Origin of the sequence: Actinomyces sp. oral taxon 169, assembly GCF_013394715.1 — a bacterium.
In the GTDB taxonomy this organism is placed as follows: Bacteria; Actinomycetota; Actinomycetes; order Actinomycetales; family Actinomycetaceae; genus Actinomyces.
The window spans coordinates 2,272,934-2,292,705 of sequence record NZ_CP058259.1 but is presented as its reverse complement, the minus strand read 5'-3'; the positions used below and the strand labels follow the sequence as shown (position 1 = coordinate 2,292,705).

The following is a 19,772-nucleotide window of genomic DNA, read 5'->3' as shown; positions in this document are numbered from 1 at the left end:
GACGTCGCCGGCCGCGCTTGATGAGTCCGGATGCGGCGTCGGGAACCGTGACCTCATGGCACCAGCACTCCGGGAGGACGCTCGCCCCACAGTCCGCCACCTTGAAGCCCGGCCACCGGCGAAAGGTGGGAGACCACCTCCAAAGGGAACATCGACAGCAGTCGATCGGCCTGGGTGCGCATGTCGCTGAGAGAGGACCACGTCGTCCGGAAGAACCTCCACCCCAGCGACTCGAGTTCATCCTGGCGGAGCTTCTCGAGGAAGACGTCCTCCTCGGTGCGGTACTTGGTCCGGCCGTCGAACTCCGCGACGACACGGTGATCGGGCCAGCCCAGGTCCAGGAAACGATCCTTGGACAGCCCCGGAACCGGGAACTGGGCAATGGCCGGAGGCAGCCCCACCACGAGCGTCATCCACCGCAGCACACTCTCCCCGGGCGAGACCGCCCAAGGGGTGGCGGCGGCCAGTACCGCACGCGCTTGCGCTATCCCTCGCCGCCCCCGATGACGTGCCATGAGCTCCTCCCAGCAGGCGTGGGCCGAGCGCAGCCGCGTGGCGCAGGAATCGCGGTGCCACGGATCGGGTCGGCAGTGACGGTTCAGAGCCGCATCGGCGATGGAGAGCGCGTTGAACGGGGGCTCGTCGCAGGCGCAGTCGAAGGCAGTGCGCAGCACGGACGTGACGGGAACCCCTCCAACCACCTCGATCTCCTCGTCGCGCAGTTGAAGCCGACGACGGCGCATTCGGATCGGGGTGGCCTCGGGGCGCGCCGGATCGATAGGAGCGGGTACACCCGACGACGAGTACCGGAAGGTGGGCAGCATCGTTGTGGTCAGACGTGGGTTACCGGAGACGGCGAGGTAGACGTCCGGCTCACCTGTCCACATCGCCAGGCCATGAATCAGGGCTGCCGATGTGTGAGACAGACAGGTGGCGGAGGGGAGGAGTTGTTGCGCGGCAATCGCACGCGCTAAGGACACCGTGAACCGCTGCTCCCAGCGTTGCCTGCCCGGGACTGCGTGCAGGTAGGCGCCCGGCATGAGTCGCAGCAGATCAGGATTGCGCGACGCGTGGAAGCGCTTGCGGCCGCCTGAGTAGATGATGGTCGGCCGAAGGTGCGCCGGGATCGGGCAGATGGGAGTGGGGTGGCTGGCAGTGGTGGCGACGGGGCTCATGCAGCGAGTCTTCTCAAGAGTTTCGGGGCCTGGCGAGTGCAGAGCCCCGTGGGTGTGGACTCGCCGGAGTCTGAAGGCAGGAGTGCTTCGCTGTGGATCCCGCAGTGACCACTGAACGCCCGCTTCCCGGACGAGAGGCGGGATCGACGTGCTCGTCGCGACGTCGTCGGGTTGGGGCGGCCAGCAGGTGGACGGGCTGGAGAGGGCGGTGGGGATCGGGGACGTACATGTGCGCCGAGGACTGCGATGTCCTCCAGGTCGCTGAGGTCCGTCCCCAGTGGTCTGGAGGAGAACGCAGTCGCCGATCGAAATGTACGTTCCCGACGTCGCCGGCCGGAGGGAAGCGGGGCCGGTTGGCGGACGCAGAGGAGAGGCGGGCTCGCGGACGTGCAGGGCCGCGGGGGCCGGGGGAGTGGGTGGCTGGGCGCGCCGGGCGCGAGCCGACTGGCAGCCGCTCAGCCAGTGGGCCGCACCGAGGGAATCAGGTCACGCGGTGGACACGGGTGGGGCAGTATGCGCGACTGTGGTGGGAATCGCAAGGAACCAGGGTGGATCGGCGTGGAGTCCTTGACGTCGGCCGTGTACGCTAGCGCTTTGCGTGCATTGTGTGTATTGGTGCGAGGAGTATCTGCCCTCCGCACGGGCTCCGGCCCGTCGGAACCCTGGCGGGCGTGAGCCCGGCAACGCAGATTCTACTCAACCCGGTGCCCGCAGTGCGCGTTGTGTGATCCCCGATCTGAGGGAAGGATCCCCCTTTGGCTGCCTCGCGCACCTCCGCACCCACTGCTGCAGACATCGCCGCTCGTACCGCGTCGCGTCGTATCAACTTTGCCAAGATCGCCGAGCCCATGCAGGCTCCGAATCTGCTTGCCCTCCAGACCGAGAGCTTCGACTGGCTCGTCGGTAACGAGAGGTGGCGCGAGCGGATGACCGCCGCCAACAAGGCGCACCCGGGCTCCCTGCCCGAGACCTCCGGTCTGGAGGAGATCTTCGACGAGATCTCCCCGATCGAGGACTTCGGCGAGACCATGGCCCTGTCCTTCCACGACCACCGCTTCGAGGAGCCGAAGTACACGGCCGAGGAGTGCCAGGAGAAGGACCTCACCTACTCCGCCCCCCTCTACGTGGTGGCGGACTTCGAGAACTTCTCCACCGGTGAGATCAAGTCCCAGACGGTCTTCATGGGCGACTTCCCGCTCATGACCGACAAGGGCACCTTCATCGTCAACGGCTCCGAGCGCGTCGTCGTCTCCCAGCTCGTGCGCTCGCCGGGCGTGTACTTCGAGCGCACCACCGAGAAGGCCACGGACAAGTACGTCTACAACGTCAAGTTCATCCCCTCGCGCGGTGCCTGGCTCGAGTTCGAGATCGACAAGTCTGACCGCGTCTCGGTGCGCATCGACCGCAAGCGCAAGCAGGACGTCACCGTCTTCCTGCTGGCCCTGGGCATGGACGAGTCTGAGATCCGCAAGGAGTTCGCGGACTACCCGGCCCTGACCTCCGCCCTGGACGAGGACCGCAAGATCACCACCCAGGACGAGGCGCTCCTGGACATCTACAAGAAGATCCGCCCCGGTGAGCCGCCGAGCGTCGAGGCCGGGCGCACCCTGCTGGAGAACTTCTACTTCAACCCCAAGCGCTACGACCTGGCCAAGGTCGGCCGCTACAAGATCAACAAGAAGCTGGGCCTGGCCTCGGACCTGACCGAGTCCACCCTGCGCATCGAGGACATCGTCGCGGCCCTGCGCTACCTGCTGGCCCTGCACTCCGGCGCCGAGACCGTCGAGGGCGTGCGCGACGGCGAGATCACCGAGATCGCCGTCGAGTACGACGACATCGACCACCTGGGCAACCGCCGCATCCGCGCGGTGGGCGAGCTCATCCAGGCGCAGGTGCGCACCGGTATGAGCCGCATGGAACGTCAGGTGCGCGAGCGCATGACCACCCAGGACGTCGAGGCCATCACGCCGAACACCCTCATCAACATCCGGCCGGTGACGGCCGCGATCAAGGAGTTCTTCGGCACCTCCCAGCTCAGCCAGTTCATGGACCAGAACAACCCGCTGGCGGGCCTGACCCACAAGCGCCGCCTGAGCGCCCTGGGCCCCGGCGGTCTGTCCCGTGAGCGCGCCTCCATGGAGGTCCGCGACGTCCACACCTCGCACTACGGGCGCATGTGCCCCATCGAGTCCCCCGAGGGCCCCAACATCGGCCTCATCGGCTCGCTGGCGACCTTCGGGCGCATCAACCCCTTCGGCTTCGTCGAGACCCCCTACCGCGTCGTCGTCGACGGCCGGGTCACTGACGAGACCCACTACCTGACGGCCGACGACGAGGACCGCCACGTCATCGCCCAGGCCAACGTCGCCCTCACCGAGGACGGCCACTTCACCGAGGACCACGTCCTGTGCCGCGTCACCGGCGGTGAGCCGGCCCTCGTGCCCTCCTCGCAGGTGGACCTCATGGACGTCTCCCCGCGCCAGATGGTGTCGGTGGGTACCTCCCTCATCCCCTTCCTCGAGCACGACGACGCCAACCGCGCCCTCATGGGCGCCAACATGCAGCGCCAGGCCGTGCCGCTCATCCGCCCCGACGCCCCGCTGGTGGGCACGGGCATGGAGCGGCGCACCGCCGTCGACGCCGGTGACGTCCTCGTGGCCGACAAGGCCGGTGTCGTCACCGAGGTCTGCGCGGACTTCGTGCGCGTGGCCAACGACGACGGCACCGAGAACGTCTACAAGGTCGCCAAGTTCCGCCGCTCCAACCAGGGCAACTGCTACAACCAGCGGGTCGTGGCCACCGAGGGCGAGCGAGTCGAGGTCGGTACGGTCCTGGCCGACGGCCCCGCCACCAACGAGGGCGACCTGGCCCTGGGCCAGAACCTCCTGGTCGCCTTCATGACCTGGGAGGGCCTCAACTACGAGGACGCCATCATCATCTCCCAGCGCGTGGTCGCCGAGGACATGCTCACCTCGATCCACATCGAGGAGCACGAGGTCGACGCCCGCGACACCAAGCTGGGCGCCGAGGAGATCACCCGCGACATCCCCAACGTCAGCGAGGAGACCCTGGCCAACCTCGACGAGCGCGGCATCATCCGCATCGGCGCCGAGGTCCGCAGCGGCGACATCCTCGTGGGCAAGGTGACCCCCAAGGGTGAGACCGAGCTGACCAGCGAGGAGCGCCTCCTGCGCGCCATCTTCGGTGAGAAGGCCCGCGAGGTGCGCGACACCTCCCTGCGCGTGCCCCACGGCGAGTACGGCATCGTCACCGGCGTGCGCGAGATCGACGCCGCCTCCGACGACGCCGAGCTGCCCGCGGGTGTCAACCGCATGGTGCGCGTCTACATCGCCCAGCGCCGCAAGATCACCGTCGGTGACAAGCTCTCCGGCCGTCACGGCAACAAGGGCGTCATCTCCAAGATCCTGCCCGTGGAGGACATGCCCTTCCTGGCCGACGGCACCCCGGTCGACGTCATTCTCAACCCGCTGGGCGTGCCCAGCCGTATGAACGTCGGACAGGTCCTCGAGCTGCACCTGGGATGGGTCGCCTCCCGCGGCTGGGACGCCACCGCCGCCCGCGAGGCCGGCGAGGCCTGGACCGCCAACCTGCCCGAGAACGGCATCAAGGCCGAGCCCCGCACGCCCGTGGCCACGCCTGTCTTCGACGGTGTGCGGGACAACGAGCTCATGGGGCTGCTGGGCTCCACGCTGCCGACCTCCGACGGCCTGCAGCTGGTCGAGCCCAACGGCAAGGCCCGCCTGTTCGACGGCCGCTCCGGCGAGCCCTTCCCGTACCCCATCTCGGTGGGCTACATGTACATCCTCAAGCTCCACCACCTCGTGGACGACAAGATCCACGCCCGCTCCACGGGTCCGTACTCCATGATTACCCAGCAGCCGCTGGGTGGTAAGGCCCAGTTCGGTGGTCAGCGCTTCGGTGAGATGGAGGTGTGGGCCATGGAGGCTTACGGCGCCGCCCACGCCCTCCAGGAGCTCCTCACCGTCAAGTCCGACGACGTCAACGGCCGTGTCAAGGTCTACGAGGCCATCGTCAAGGGCGAGGACATCCCCGAGCCCGGCATCCCCGAGTCCTTCAAGGTGCTCATGAAGGAGATGCAGTCGCTGTGCCTGAACGTCGAGGCCCTGGACGCCGAGGGCGTCGCCATCGCCCTGGACGACACCGACGACGACGGCTCGCGCGCCGCCGATGAGCTCGGCTTCGACCTGGGCCGGCGTCCGGGCGGGGCCATGGCCTCCACGGTTGACGAGATCTGAGTGGCCACCGCCTGGTGACGACTTCGTGACAACTTCATCGAGCCCCGGTTGAGGGCGGGTGGCCCACCCGCCGCCCGCCCTCCCACCAGGCTCGCAGGCGCCGTCGGAGTCATGGAACAACGACGACGGAACGCCCCCAGACCACCACCTGATGAGATTTCACCATCGGAAGTAGGAACTGTGCTCGACGCCAACGTGTTCGACAGGATCCAGCTCGGCCTCGCCACCGCGGAGGACATTCGCTCGTGGTCCCACGGCGAGGTCAAGAAGCCCGAGACCATCAACTACCGCACCCTCAAGCCCGAGAAGGACGGCCTCTTCTGCGAGAAGATCTTCGGCCCCACCCGGGACTGGGAGTGCGCCTGCGGCAAGTACAAGCGCGTGCGCTACAAGGGGATCGTCTGCGAGCGCTGCGGAGTCGAGGTCACTCGCTCCAAGGTGCGTCGCGAGCGCATGGCCCACATCAAGCTCGCCGCGCCGGTCACCCACATCTGGTACTTCAAGGGCGTGCCCTCGCGTCTGGGCTACCTGCTCAACCTCGCGCCCAAGGACCTGGAGAAGGTCATCTACTTCGCGGCTTACATGGTCACCGAGGTGGATGAGGAGGGCCGTCACGACGACCTGCCCTCGCTGCGCAACGAGCTGGAGGTCAAGAAGAAGCACCTCGAGGAGTCCGGCCAGGCCGAGGTCGAGGCGCGCCAGCAGCGCCTCGAGGAGGACCTCGCCCAGCTCGAGTCCGAGGGCGCCGAGGCCTCCCAGCGCGACAAGCTCCGCAAGACCGCCGAGCGCGAGATCACGGCCATGCGCCGCCGCAACCAGCGCGCCCTGGAGCACATGGACAAGGTGTGGGACCGCTTCGTGAGCCTCAAGGTCGGTGACCTGGAGGGTGACGAGGTCCTCTACCGCGACATGGTCGCCGACTACGGCATCTACTTCAAGGGCTCCATGGGCGCCGAGGCCATCCAGGCCCGCCTGCGCAGCTTCGACCTCGAGGCCGAGGCCTCCGCCCTGGCCGAGATCGTCGAGAACGGCACCGGCCAGCGCAAGACCCGCGCCATCAAGCGCCTCAAGGTCGTCAACGCCTTCCGCATGACCGGCACCGCCCCGGAGTCGATGGTCTTGGACAACATCCCGGTCATCCCGCCGGACCTGCGCCCCATGGTCCAGCTCGACGGTGGCCGCTTCGCCACGTCCGACCTCAACGACCTCTACCGCCGCGTCATCAACCGCAACAACCGCCTCAAGCGGCTCATGGACCTGGGCGCCCCGACGATCATCGTCAACAACGAGAAGCGCATGCTTCAGGACGCCGTCGACGCCCTGTTCGACAACGGCCGCCGCGGTCGCCCGGTCACCGGTGTGGGCAACCGTCCGCTGAAGTCCCTGTCCGACATGCTCAAGGGCAAGCAGGGCCGCTTCCGCCAGAACCTCCTGGGCAAGCGCGTGGACTACTCCGGCCGTAGCGTCATCGTCGTCGGCCCCCAGCTCAAGCTCCACCAGTGCGGTCTGCCCAGCCAGATGGCCCTGGAGCTGTTCAAGCCCTTCGTCATGAAGCGGCTCGTCGAGCTCAAGGAGGCCCAGAACGTCAAGGCCGCCAAGCGCATGGTCGAGCGCGCCAACCCGAAGGTCTGGGACGTCCTGGCCGAGGTCATCCGCGAGCACCCCGTGCTGCTCAACCGCGCTCCCACCCTGCACCGCCTGGGCATCCAGGCCTTCGAGCCCCAGCTCATCGAGGGCAAGGCCATCCAGCTGCACCCGCTCGTGTGCGGCGCCTTCAACGCCGACTTCGACGGCGACCAGATGGCCGTCCACCTGCCGCTGGGCGCCGAGGCGCAGGCCGAGGCCCGCATCCTCATGCTGTCCTCGAACAACATCCTCAAGCCCTCCGACGGGCGCCCCGTGACCATGCCCAGTCAGGACATGATTATTGGCACCTACTACCTCACCTCCGACCCCGACCCGGCGGTCGAGGTCGAGCGTGACGCCGAGGGCAATGAGATCGTCCCGGCCTTCTCCTCCTTCGCGGAGGCGGTCATGGCCTACGACTTCGGCAAGCTCCACGTCAACGCCGCCTGCGACATCCGCTTCGAGGAGGGCATCGCCGCTCCCGAGGGATGGCAGCCGCCCGAGGGCTGGAGTGAGGGCGACCCGATCACCCTGCGCACCTCGCTGGGCCGGGCCCTGTTCAACACCTCGCTGCCCGAGACCTTCCCCTACGTCAACTACATCGTTGACAAGAAGCAGCTGGGAAACATCGTTAACGCCCTGGCGGAGAACTACTCGCGCGTCGAGGTCGCCGCCTCCCTGGACGCCCTCAAGGCCAACGGCTTCTACTGGTCCACCTGGTCCGGTATCACTGTCGCCTTCGCCGACGTCGTCTCCCCGGAGGCCAAGCAGGAGATCCTCGTTCGCTACGAGAACGAGGCCGCTGAGATCGAGGAGCAGTTCGAGCTCGGTGCCCTCACCGAGGACGACCGCTACGCCTCCCTCATCGACATCTGGACCAAGGCCACCGCCGAGGTCGCCGAGGCGATGCGCGAGAACTTCCCGCAGCGCAACACCGTCTACCAGATGGTGGTCTCCGGGGCCCGAGGCAACTGGGACCAGATCCGCCAGCTCGCCGGTATGCGTGGACTGGTGGCCGACCCCAAGCAGCGCCTCATCGAGCGCCCGATCAAGTCGAACTACCGCGAGGGCCTGAGCGTCCTGGAGTACTTCATCGCCACCCACGGAGCCCGTAAGGGCCTGGCGGACACGGCGCTGCGTACCGCCGACTCCGGCTACCTCACGCGTCGTCTGGTCGACGTCTCCCAGGACGTCATCGTCCGCGAGGAGGACTGCGGCACCCGCAAGGGCCTGACCAAGCGGATCTTCTCCTGGATCGACGCCGGTGACGAGCTCATCAAGGAGCCCTCGGAGATCCTGGGCACCACCGTGTTCGGCACCACCCTGGCGCGCGACGCCATCGACGCCGAGGGCAACCTCATCATCGAGGCCGGCGCCGACCTCGGCGACGCCGAGATCCAGGCCGCCATCGACGCGGGCATCGAGGAGATCACGGTGCGCTCCGTGCTCACCTGCGACTCCAACGTCGGCACCTGCGCCGCCTGCTACGGCCGCTCGCTGGCCACCGGTAAGCGCGTCGACATCGGTGAGGCCGTCGGCATCATCGCCGCCCAGTCCATCGGTGAGCCCGGCACGCAGCTGACCATGCGTACCTTCCACACCGGTGGCGCGGCCGGCGCCGCCGACATCACCCAGGGTCTGCCCCGTGTGCAGGAGCTCTTCGAGGCCCGCACCCCCAAGGGCGAGGCCGCCGTGGCCGAGGCCGCCGGCACCCTCAAGATCGAGGACGACGCCGACGGCAAGCGCCTGGTCATCACCCGCGACGACGGCGAGGAGGACGTCATCGTCCCGGTCTCGCGCCGTCAGCGCCTGCTGGTGAACGACGGCGATCACGTCGAGCCCGGCCAGGCCCTCACTGAGGGTCCGGTCGACCCCAAGAAGGTCCTGCGCCTGCGCTCGGTGGCCGCCACCCAGCGCCACCTCGTCGAGGAGGTCCAGGAGGTCTACCGCTCCCAGGGCGTGGACATCCACTCCAAGCACATCGAGGTCATCGTGCGTCAGATGCTGCGCCGCGTGACCGTGCTGGACTCCGGGGACACCCGCCTCCTCCAGGGGGACCTCGTGGACGTCATGCACTACCGCGCCGAGAACCGCCGGGTCATGGCCGAGGGCGGCAAGACCGCCACCGGCCGTACCGAGCTCATGGGAATTACCAAGGCCTCGCTGGCCACGGACTCCTGGCTGAGTGCCGCCTCCTTCCAGGAGACCACGCGCGTGCTCACCGAGGCCGCCATGAACGGCAAGTCCGACCCGCTGCTGGGCCTCAAGGAGAACGTCATCCTCGGTAAGCTCATCCCCGCCGGTACGGGTCTGGCCCGCTACTCGGACATCGAGGTCGAGCCCACCGAGGAGGTCAAGGCCGAGGTCTTCTCCCGCGTGGACCTGGGAGACGGCGTTTTCGGCGAGTCCGTCGCCCTGGACGACTTCCACTTCGGTGGGGACCTGCGTGCGGACTTCTCCGACGACTTCCGCACCGGCTTCTCCAGCAGCGAGGACGTCGAGTTCTGATCGAGCCGCCACCGGGTCCACGGGACCTGAGGCTCGCATAGCGTTCGGCCCGCTCTCCGGCAGGGGAGCGGGCCGAACGCCGTCAGAGGCCGGGCTTGGAGGAGCCGGGCTCGGAGGAATGGTGCTCAGGCACCGAGCATGGTCTCGCGGACACGGCTGACCCAGGCCAGCTTGTCCTCCAGGGAGGCACTCGCCGGAGTGTTGATCTTGAGGCCCTCGTAGACCTGGGCGCCATCGGCGGCCCGCATCGTGGCGGCCACCCGCTGTGGGGTGAGCCAGCTGGTCGGCTCGTGCTCGGCCAGCGGCAGGTGCGCGTCGGCCCACGCCCAGGCCCACTGCGTCTCCTCCGGTCCGGCGCCCGAGATCATGACGCCACCTAGGAGACCCGCCTCCACGAGCTCGCGCACGTGGCTCTCCGGGGTGGACGGGTCATGGGTCTCGATGACGGAGCGCCCCCAGTTGACGGTGATGAGTGCCGCGGTGTCCCGGCAGGCGTCGATCTCCTGGGCCAGCGTCAGGAAGGCCTTCTCCGAGGGGCCCACGCCGCCCTCGGCATCGCAGTGCTCCACGATCATCCCCAGGCCGCGGGAGGCGAAGTCCTCGCTCAGCTCGCTCAAGGAGGCATGGAAGGCCTCAGGGATGGCCTGGTGGTGCGGCGCCGAGTGCAGTTCCACCCGGGTGACGAGCCGCTCGCCCGCAGCCTCGTGCAGGCGGTCGACGGCCTCCAGCAGCGAGCGGGTGTAGGCCAGTGCCTGAGCGCGTCCGTCGTCGTCGGGGGAGGCCAGTCCGAAGACGGGATCGGCTCCGGCGCGTCCCATGGTTCCCGGGATCGCCGTGATGACGCACTGGTCGAAGCGCCCGGCCAGCTGCTCGGCCAGCCACGGCTCGGGGGCGTCCAGGGCCTCCCGGAAGGGCAGCTCGATGCCGTTGATCCAGCCGAGGTCACCCAGGGCGGCGTACAGGGCGGCGGCACCGCTGCAGTCCTCGTCGTCGGGCGGAAGCATGGGGTAGGCGCCGACGACGAAGGGCACGGTGCGGGTCTGGGCGGGTGTGTCAGTCCGATTCTCTGAGGTGGCGGACATGTGGTCTCCTTGAGGTTCAGGGATCGTGCTACAGTGCGCGATACGTCAGACATCATATGACTGGATGTGCGGTGGCGCACTGTCGCGCACGGCACTGCCGGTCATCCAGCGCCGGCGGGCAGCCGCCGCCGGCACGAAGGACCTCCTCATGCTCTTCGACCTCACCGCATCCAAGACCTCCCCCCTGAGCCTCAGAGAGGAGGATGTCGCCGCCCTGGCCGCCTGCGGGCGCGGCACGATCCTTCTCGATGTCGCCGCCCGCGCCGACGCCACCCTCATTGCGTTCACCGGCACCAACGGGCGGATCACCCTGTCCCTGCGCGCCGGCCGCCTCGATGGCGAGCAGGTCCTCGGGGCGGTCGGCCGTCCGGAGGAGGCCCCCGGAGCCGGGAGTGAGGGCGGTATCCAGCGGCGGGTCCTCGACGCCGAGGACGCCCTGGGCCTGGACGACGGCCGCCCCCACACGATCGCGGTGACCGTCAACGAGACCGGCACCCACCTCTACGCCGACGGCTACGAGTGCTTCTCCACGACGCTGCCAGCCTTCCTCGCCCAGATCGGGCTGACTGAGGTGCGCATCGACCCCGACGGGATCGCCGCGGTCACCCGCCTGGCCGCCTGGGACGAGCCGCTCAGCGACCGCGCCGTCATGGCCCAGTCCCTGGCCGCCACCCCGCTGGTCCAGTTCGCGGCCAATGAGCTCTCCGCCCGCGACGCCCGCCGCACCGGCGCCCTGACCACCGGCTCCATCCGGGCGCTGCTGCGCACCCGCGGCCGCGGCCAGGCCGGCACCATCATCGCTGCGACCGGCCAGGGCGGCACCCTGCACCTCGACATCGATGCGGGAGGTCTGAGCTACCGGGTGCTCCCCGGTGAGGACTCACCCGAGACCGAGCCCCTCATTGAGGTGTGGGCCCCCGGCCACTGGGACGACGGGACCTGGCACGACGTCGTGGTCACCTCGGGGCGCGGCGCGGTGGAGATCCACGTCGATGGCTACCAGGTGGCCCTCGTCCCCGGCGGCGCCTTCCTGGCCGACATCGCGCCGGTGACGCGTGTCGTGGTGGGCGCCGACCTGGACGGCAGGCGCCTCTTCGGCGAGGCGCAGACCGCCATGATCTACGACGCCGCCCTCACCGACGCCCAGGTCAAGCGCCTGGCTGGGGCCGCCCCGCTGCCCACGCGCGCCCTGTTTGACACCGGCTACCACGGTGCCCGGTCCTACCGGATCCCCTCCCTGCTCACCCTGGACAGCGGCGTCATTCTGGCCGGCGCCGACCAGCGCGTCTCCATCCCCAACGACGCCCCCAACGACATCAACCTCGTCATGCGCCGCAGCCTCGACGGCGGGGCCACCTGGGAGGAGATGCGCACCCTGCTCAGTCTCCCGGGTACCGGGGCACTGGGGGCCAGCCTCATCGACTCCGTCCTGGTCCAGGACCGTTCCACCGGGCGCGTCATCTGTCTGGTCGACCAGTTCCCCGGCGGCATCGGCCAACCCAACGCGGCTGTCGGCACCGGCTTCGATGAGCAGGGGCGCCGCGTGCTGCACGACGGCGCCGGCGAGCTCTTCGCCGTCGAGCCCGACGGCAGCGTCGTCACGCAGGCCGGCGAGGCCACCGACTACCGCGTCATTCTCAGAGGCGATGACGCCGCCGGGGTGCGCGCCGGCGACGTGCTCCGGGGCGGCCGGGCGGTCGGCAGCATCTACCTCGCTCACGAGCAGGCCCCCGAGGACTGCCTCTTCCAGCACCGCGGCTCCCACCTGCTCATGCTCACCTCCGACGACGACGGCGCCACCTGGTCCGAGCCGATCGACATCACCGCCCAGGTCAAGGCCGAATGGATGTGCTTCCTGGGAACCGGCCCCGGCAACGCCATCCAGCTGACCGCACCGGAGTACGCCGGACGCATCCTCGCACCCGTCTACTACAGCCACGAGGCCGGCGGCACCGGCTACCTGTCCTGCGCCGCCATCTACTCCGACGACGGCGGGACCACCTGGACCCTGGGCGCCTCACCCAATGACGGACGCGAGGTGCTGGGCGCCGTCGTCCACTCCCGGGACCTGGCCGACGAGCGGGCCAGCCTGTACGAGTCCGTCCTGGTCGAGGGCGCCGACGGCGCCGTGCACGTGTGGGCCCGCAACCAGCACCCCTCGGGCCGGGTCGCCCACGCCGTCTCCCGTGACGGGGGCGTCATCTGGGGGGAGGTCGACTACGACGCGCAGCTCCCCGAGATCTTCTCCCAGCCCAATGCCATCGCCGTCACCGGCCTGGAGGGTGCAGCGGCCGCAGAGGGCGGAGATGGCGCCACGGGGGCGGCCGGCCGGGGGATCGTCTTCGCCAACGCCTCCCGGATGCTTCCCTTCCGCGGCTGCGGCGTCCTGCGCCTGAGCGACGACGACGGCGCCACCTGGCCCCACAACCGGGTCATCAACCCGCGCCACTACGTCTACCAGTGCATGGCCCAGCTGCCCAGCGGTGACATCGCCCTGCTGTGGGAACGCGAGTGGCAGGGGCTCTTCCTCACCACGGTGCCGCTGGCCTGGCTGACGAGCTCGCGCTCGACCATCAGCTGAGCACGCCCGGCCCCGCCGACCCGGGTGCCCGCGGTGCACAGGGCGGGGAAGAGGTGGGGGAGAATCGCCCCATGACGAGTCCCTCGCCCTCAGCCTCCACGCCCCGGCCCGAGCAGGCACCGGGTGCCGCCACACCCCGCCGCGCCCCGCACGAGCTGCTGGGACTGACCAGCCCCGCCTACGGCGGCGACTACAACCCCGAGCAGTGGGATGAGGCCACCTTCGCCGAGGACCTCGAGCTCATGGCCGAGGCCGGCGTCAACCTGGTCTCCTTGGGCATCTTCTCCTGGGCGCGCCTCGAGCCGCGCGAGGGCGTCTACGAGCTCGACTGGCTGGTGGAGATCGTCGACCGCCTCCACGAGGCTGGCATCGCCGTCGACCTGGCCACCGCCACCGCCTCTCCGCCCGTCTGGATGGCCACCGACCACCCCGAGTCCCTGCCGATGAACGCCGACGGCGTGCGCCTGGGCCTGGGCTCGCGCCAACAGTACTGCCCCAGCTCCACCGTCTACCGGGAGCGCGCCGCCGCCCTGGCCGCGGCGCTGGCCGAGCGCCTGGGCGACCACCCGGGCGTCGTCATGTGGCACATCGGCAACGAGTACGGCTGCCACACCGCCGAGTGCTTCTGCCCCGCCTGCGCCCGGGCCTTCCGGGCCTGGCTGGCCGAGCGCTACGACGACGTCGAGCGCCTCAACGCCGCCTGGGGCACCGACTTCTGGTCCCAACGCTATACGAGCCTGGAGCAGATCGCCCCGCCCGCCGCCATGCCCACCTTCCCCAACCCCGCCCAGATGCTGGACTGGAGGCGCTTCAGCGACCACCAGCTGCGCAGCCTCATGGAGGCCGAGGCCCGCATCCTGCGGCAGCACTCAACGCGGCCGGTGACCACCAACTTCATGGGCGACTTCCCGGCCACCGACTACTGGCGCTGGGCCGAGTCTCTCGACATCATCTCCGACGACTCCTACCCCGACCCCGCCGACCCGGCCGCCGCCCACGAGGTCGCCTGGGCCGGTGACCTCATGCGGGGCCTGGCGGAGGGGCGCCCCTGGATCCTCATGGAGCAGGCGCCCAGCGCCGTCCAGTGGCGCAGGCGCAACTCGCCCAAGCGCCCCGGCCAGCTCCTCCTGTGGTCCCTGGCCCGCGTGGCCCACGGCGCCGACGGCGTCCTGCAGTTCCAGTGGCGCCAGTCCCGCCAGGGCGCCGAGACCTTCCACTCCGGCATGGTCCCCCACGCCGGGCGCGACAGTCGCACCTGGGAGGAGACCGCGGCCACCGGGCAGGCGCTCGCACGCCTCGGGCCGGTGCTGGGGGAACCGGTGCAGGCCGAGACGGCCCTCGTCCTGGACTGGGAGAGCCAGTGGGCCCTGAGCACCGCCATCGGCCCGGTCGAGGTCGGCGAGCGCTTCGAGGCGGCCCGCGCCTGGCACCGCAGCCTATGGGAGGCCGGGATCGCCACCGACATCGTCCCGGTGGGCCGGAGCCTGGAGGGCTATCGCCTCATCATCGTTCCCGCCGTGTTCATCGACCACCCCGCGCTCGCCGGGCACCTGGAGCGGGCGGTCGCCGCCGGCGCCCAGGTCGTCGTGGTCGGCCCCACCGGGGTCGTCGACGCCAACGCGGGAGCCGTCCTGGGCGGCTACCTGGGATCCCTGCGGCCCCTGCTGGGGGTGCGGGTCACCGATCACGCCGCCCTGACCGGTCAGGTCCAGCAGCCTGATCCCCGAGGCGCGCTCGTCAACCGACTCAGCCGCGCCGTCGGGACTCCCGCCGCCGAGACCTGGACGGGACTGGAGGCCGTCAGCGAGCCCCTGCGCCGAGTCCTGGACCGGATGGGAACGCCCGCCCCCGACCTGCGCGCCGGCGGCTGGGCCGAAGAGCTCCGTATCGACGAGGCGCCCGAGGAGGCGGCTGAGAACACCCGGGCGGGGCAGGGGCGGCTGCCGGTGGAGGTCGTCGCGGTCTTCGACGGCCGCGGCGGGGGAGCGGACCTGGCCGGGCGGCCCGCCATCACCCGGCGGTCTATGAGCGGGGCAGGAGCGGGCTGGTACGTGGCCGCCGACCTTGACGCCCTCAGCCGGGCCGCCCTACTGACACTGGTGTGCGCGCACGCCCGGCTGCGACCCGTGGTCGCCGACCTGCCCGACGGCGTCGAGGCTCAGCGGCGCGGGGACGTCCTCTTCCTGCTCAACCACTCCGACCGGGCCGCTGAGGTGGCCGGAGTCGTGGGCACCGACCTGCTGAGCGGCCAGTCCTGCACGGGCCACGTGATCGTGCCCCCGCGCTCAGCGCTCGTGGTGCACGAGAACACTCGGTGAAGTCCTCCTTCCGGGGCCGAGGCACCTCGTGCCGGTAGCCTCGGTGGCGTAGCCTCGTGGTCGTAGAGACCCCATCGTTACCCCTCTGGCAAGGAGCCTCATCGTGTCCCGTCCTCTCTCCCGTGGGCCGCAGTTCGACGACGACGCAGACGTGGACGCCGCTGTCGAGCGCACCGAGCACATCGACCGCGGTCGGCCCACCGAGCGGATCGACCTGGCCCAGATGGAGGCGCAGCCGGGGGCCACGGAGGCCATCGCCATGCCGCCGGGGGACGAGGGATGGGGGTACCTGCCGCCGTCGACGTCGACCCCGCAGCTGGCCGCCTCCCCGGACCAGCGCAGCCAGTACACCCAGGTCCTCCAACCCATGCCCGCGGCGCCGCAGACGATGGCCATGGAGACGCCGCCGGTCTACCCGGCTGAGCCGGTCCAGCCGGTCTACGCCACCCCCGAGCCCGCACGGCCCATGGTCTCCCAGGTGCCGGTGCGTGAGACCTGGGGTGAGCCCGAGCCTGAGCCCCCGGTGGAGCTTCCGCGTCCCCCTGAGCGCCGTCGTACGGCCGCCCTGCCGTTGGGGACGATCATGGTGCTCGTGGCCTGCGGGGCCCTGGGCTGGGGGACCTACACGCTGCTGAGCACGCTGCATGTCTTCGAGATCCTCTCGACTCAGAGCTGGACGCCCAACTGGGCGGCGATCGGCGCCGTCGGCGGCGGCGCGGTGCTGGCCTTCTTCGCCTTCCTCGTGTCCTGCTCGGCGCTGGCCAGAGCCAAGCCGAAGGGGCCTGCCGCCCTGCTGGTCCTGGCGGCACTGTTCCTGCCCCTGGTGGCCACAGGAGCGGGCATCTACTACGGGGCGGGCGTGCTCAAGACGCATACGCTGGCCGAGGCGGAGAGCTTCTCCGGGCAGCTCAAGATCGGCAATGTCGACCAGGCCCTCCAGGCGCTGCAGTCCGGAGTCTCCTTCCCCGGACGCGACGACCTCATCAGCATCCTCAACACGGTCAAGGAGAAGGCCGCTGAGCAGGGTGTCGCCTCGCCGGACACGGACTCGCAGGGGACCGACCAGTCCGGGGACCAGCAGGACGGCTCCCAGGACGGTGGCGGTCAGGAAGGCGGCGACGGCCAGCAGGGTGAGGGCGGCTCGGCGGGCGGCGAGGGCTAGCCTCAGCCGCGGTAGGACGTTGGGCGCACCGAGGCGGCTCTGTCCGTGCTCATCCGCGGACAGCGCGGATCGCATGTCAAGACTGGGTGACGAAACTGGTGCGCGGCCGTTTTTCATGGGGTAGAACTGCCGTGTTTGATTCCCTATCGAAGGCAGCCCTGTGTCTCACAGCAGTTTTCCTCCTGATCCTTCCCATGGCACTGGTGAGGTTCCAGTCCCTGCGCCGCCGATGACGTCGGGGCCGGAGACCGGCAGCTTTCCCGCTGTGCCTGTGCCTCCTCCGCCGAGCGCCCCCGCGCCCCAGGTGCCCAACGTGGCCGAGGCTCCTCCTCCGCCTCCGGTGCCCGCCCCTGGAGGAGAAGCTGTGGCCGCACCGAACACTATGGGCGTTCCGGTCGCTGCGGCTGCCGCACCTGGTGCGCCGGCACCGCAGGCCCAAGGCGGGTACGTGCAGCCCGGGCAGGTGGCTCAGGCCTCGCCCTTGGCGCAGACCTTCACTGCCTGGTTCCGCGGCCCGGGCCTGACCTCCACGGCCCTGAGCCTGGCGATCGTGCTCGGCTCCGCGGCCATCAGCGCGATCCTCATGCTTGTGGCCCTGTCCACCTCGGAATCGACGAAGACGTTCCCGACGACCTTCTCCACTTTGCCGCTGCTCATGGGCTGGAGCCTGGGCGGGCAGTTCGTCATGTCGGGCTCAAATTCTTACGAGACGATCACCCTGACCTTCACGCTGCTACCCATGGGGGCACTGACCGCCGCTGGCATCGGGGTCTTCTGGCTGGCGCGCCGCCGGGCCGCGGTTGACGGGTCGGCGGCCCCGCTGGTCCCGACTCTGGCGCGGGCCGGAGCCGAGGCTCTGGCTGTGGCCCTGGTGGCCTGCTTGGTGACGGCACCGTTCTCCATGACCGCCACGATGATGGGGCTGAAGGTCATGACGGTCTCCTCCTCCGCGCTGATGACGATCCTTTTGGTGACTGTGGTGGTCTTCGTGGCGCTGGTGGTCGCTCGCAGCGGCGGGTCGCTGCTCGAGCGCCTGCCGAGCCCGGTGGTGCAGCTCGGCCGCGAGCTGGGCGCCTTGAGCACGGCACTGGGCGTGGTCCTGGGGGTCTTCGTCGTCCTTGCCTACATCGCTGCGGTACTGATCCAGGGGTCGGGTTTCGCCTCGATCCTTCTGCTGCCGGTGCTCCTGCCGAACCTGGTACTGCTCGCCCTGGGCCTGGGGTCCCTGGGAGGCATCACCCTGGACAAGAGCGAGGCCGCGGCGGCTCTGGCCTACTTCCTGCCGTCCCTGGGCGGCGAGGACGGTGGCGACGCCTACGCCTGGACCTGGTTCGGCAGCTGGTCGATCCTGCTGTTCGCGGCCATGATCGTGGCCATCGCGGCGGCGGCGCTGCGCGTGGGTGTCAGGCGCGCTCGCACGGGGCGGACCGAGTGGCAGCGCGTCTGGCAGCTTCCGCTCGTGTCGCTGGTCCTGGGGGCGATCGTCTTCTACGGGCTGCTGCCGTTGCGCTTCTCGGGCGCTGACACCCCGATGCGCTCCTCGGGCGGCGGGGCCGGCCACTACATGTCTCTGAGCCTGCAGCCCAACGCCCTGACCTTCTTCCTGCTCGGGGTTGTCGTGGCGATCATCTCCGTGCTGGCCGAGCTGCTGCCTCTGTGGGTCTACTCCTCCTTCCCGGCGGTGCTGCGGCTGGCCGGCGGGAAGAAGGCCAGTGCGGCCTGGCGTGCGGGCACCTCCGGCGTGAGTTCGACGTCGTCGGCCCAGCAGTGGGCGTACAGCACCGACCCGGCCACCGGGGCCAGCATCGCCACGGACCCGGCCACCGGCGCCGTCTTCTCCATGGACCCGGCGACCGGCCAGTGGGTGGAGACCACGCCGGCCTCGCAGGCCCCGGCTCCCGGACCTGGCGGCGCGGCCGCGGGCGCGACTGCTGCGGGCGACCTGCCCGAGCCCGCCCCGATGAGTGCGGCCTCGCGCAAGAAGGTCATTCTGGGACTGTCGGCCTTCGGGGTCGTGGTGGCGCTGGTGGTGGCCGGCGTCGTCGGGCTCAATATCGTCAACGGCATGCGCGGCCCCGAGAAGGCGGTCGAGAGCTACCTGACGCTCCTGTCGGAGGGGAAGGCCTCCGAGGCCACCAAGATGGTGGACCCCGGTGTCCCCAACGACCAGCGCAAGCTGCTGACCGACGACGCCCTCAAGGCCGCCAAGGCGAGGATCAAGGTCACCAAGATCGACAAGCCCACCATCTCCGGTGACACCGCCACGATCAAGGCTCACCTGTCCCTGGACGGGAAGGCCTTCGAGTACGACTTCACCGCCTCGAAGTCGTCGGGATCCTTCGGCCTGGACAGCTGGAAGGTGGATAAGCCCCTCGTGGTCTCCGCGGACTTCAGCTCCTCCTCGCTCCCGGGGCTGAAGGTCGCTGGGGTTGCCATCGACCTGGCCAAGGAGAAGGACGGGTGGAGTGGGAGCCGCACCTCGACCCAGTTCGCCTACCCCGGTGTGTACCCGGTGTCGGCGCCGGACTCCGTCAGCAAGTACCTCTCTGCCAAGGAGACCTCCTTCACCCTGATTCCTTCGGGCAAGGGTGCCGCCTCGGAGGCCGAGTCGGTGGGCACCCAGAAGGTGGATGCCACTCCCACTGACGAGCTCAAGACCAAGGCGCTGGAGAAGGTCAAGGAGCAGACGAAGACCTGTGCGACCGTTCCGACGAACTCGGACAAGACCTTCCCCTACCAGACCTCCTCGGACATGACCTCGTTGTCGGTGGAGAAGGACGCCACGAAGGTGGAGTTCTCCGAGGACAGCAATGACCTGTCCTTCACCTCCGACGAGATCAGCATCTCCGGGTCTCCCAAGCCGACGGCCTTCGACAAGAACCCCAGCCCCCGCAAGGCGAAGTTCACTTTCTCCGGGAAGGTGGAGCTGCCGGAGGGTGATGGCGAGCCCACCATCACGATCGAGTCCAGCAGCAGCGTCTTCTAGGGCCACTGGCCGGTGCCGGCCGCTGGGTCGGCACCGGCCAGCAGGATGCGTTCGCGG

The 19,772-nt window shown here is 69.7% G+C and carries 8 protein-coding genes; 6 read left to right on the top strand and 2 right to left on the bottom strand.

Annotated features, from left to right (window positions below; translation table 11 throughout):
• Window positions 1-53 precede the first annotated feature (53 nt).
• Window positions 54-1,175: a hypothetical protein gene (locus tag HW274_RS09655; RefSeq protein ID WP_185988714.1), complete on the bottom strand. Its 1,122-nt coding sequence runs from the start codon at window positions 1,173-1,175 to the stop codon at window positions 54-56.
• 755 nt (window positions 1,176-1,930) lie between these two features.
• On the opposite strand from HW274_RS09655, the gene rpoB reads away from it, so the two are divergent.
• Together rpoB and HW274_RS09645 are read left to right on the top strand one after the other, a co-directional pair.
• Window positions 1,931-5,452, top strand: coding sequence for a DNA-directed RNA polymerase subunit beta (rpoB, locus tag HW274_RS09650; RefSeq protein ID WP_185988713.1), 3,522 nt, complete (start codon window positions 1,931-1,933; stop codon window positions 5,450-5,452).
• 180 nt (window positions 5,453-5,632) lie between these two features.
• Complete coding sequence (locus HW274_RS09645; RefSeq protein ID WP_020991733.1) at window positions 5,633-9,586, top strand: DNA-directed RNA polymerase subunit beta'; 3,954 nt, start codon at window positions 5,633-5,635, stop codon at window positions 9,584-9,586.
• Between the two features lie 125 nt (window positions 9,587-9,711).
• Here HW274_RS09645 and HW274_RS09640 read toward each other — a convergent pair whose 3' ends face one another.
• Entirely contained in the window at window positions 9,712-10,668 is a 957-nt protein-coding gene (locus HW274_RS09640) for a DUF4862 family protein (protein WP_185988712.1), read from the bottom strand.
• Between the two features lie 148 nt (window positions 10,669-10,816).
• On the opposite strand from HW274_RS09640, the gene HW274_RS09635 reads away from it, so the two are divergent.
• The 4 genes from HW274_RS09635 to HW274_RS09620 all read left to right on the top strand — a co-directional run bounded on the left by HW274_RS09635 (window position 10,817) and on the right by HW274_RS09620 (window position 19,715).
• Complete coding sequence (locus tag HW274_RS09635) at window positions 10,817-13,249, top strand: sialidase family protein (RefSeq protein ID WP_185989608.1); 2,433 nt, start codon at window positions 10,817-10,819, stop codon at window positions 13,247-13,249.
• Between the two features lie 71 nt (window positions 13,250-13,320).
• Window positions 13,321-15,567: a beta-galactosidase gene (locus HW274_RS09630; protein WP_185988711.1), complete on the top strand. Its 2,247-nt coding sequence runs from the start codon at window positions 13,321-13,323 to the stop codon at window positions 15,565-15,567.
• Between the two features lie 103 nt (window positions 15,568-15,670).
• Window positions 15,671-16,729: a hypothetical protein gene (locus HW274_RS09625; RefSeq protein ID WP_185988710.1), complete on the top strand. Its 1,059-nt coding sequence runs from the start codon at window positions 15,671-15,673 to the stop codon at window positions 16,727-16,729.
• A gap of 364 nt (window positions 16,730-17,093) precedes the next feature.
• Window positions 17,094-19,715 carry a hypothetical protein gene (locus HW274_RS09620; protein WP_185988709.1) on the top strand — a complete coding sequence of 874 codons (2,622 nt, stop codon included), beginning with the start codon at window positions 17,094-17,096 and terminating at the stop codon, window positions 19,713-19,715.
• The last annotated feature ends 57 nt before the right edge of the window (window positions 19,716-19,772 follow it).

Coding starts and splice junctions, on each gene's coding strand:
- HW274_RS09635 (WP_185989608.1), top strand. CDS start 10,817: ATGCTCTTCGACCTCACCGCATCCAAGACCTCCCCCCTGAGCCTCAGA.
- HW274_RS09655 (WP_185988714.1), bottom strand. CDS start 1,175: ATGAGCCCCGTCGCCACCACTGCCAGCCACCCCACTCCCATCTGCCCG.
- HW274_RS09630 (WP_185988711.1), top strand. CDS start 13,321: ATGACGAGTCCCTCGCCCTCAGCCTCCACGCCCCGGCCCGAGCAGGCA.
- HW274_RS09640 (WP_185988712.1), bottom strand. CDS start 10,668: ATGTCCGCCACCTCAGAGAATCGGACTGACACACCCGCCCAGACCCGC.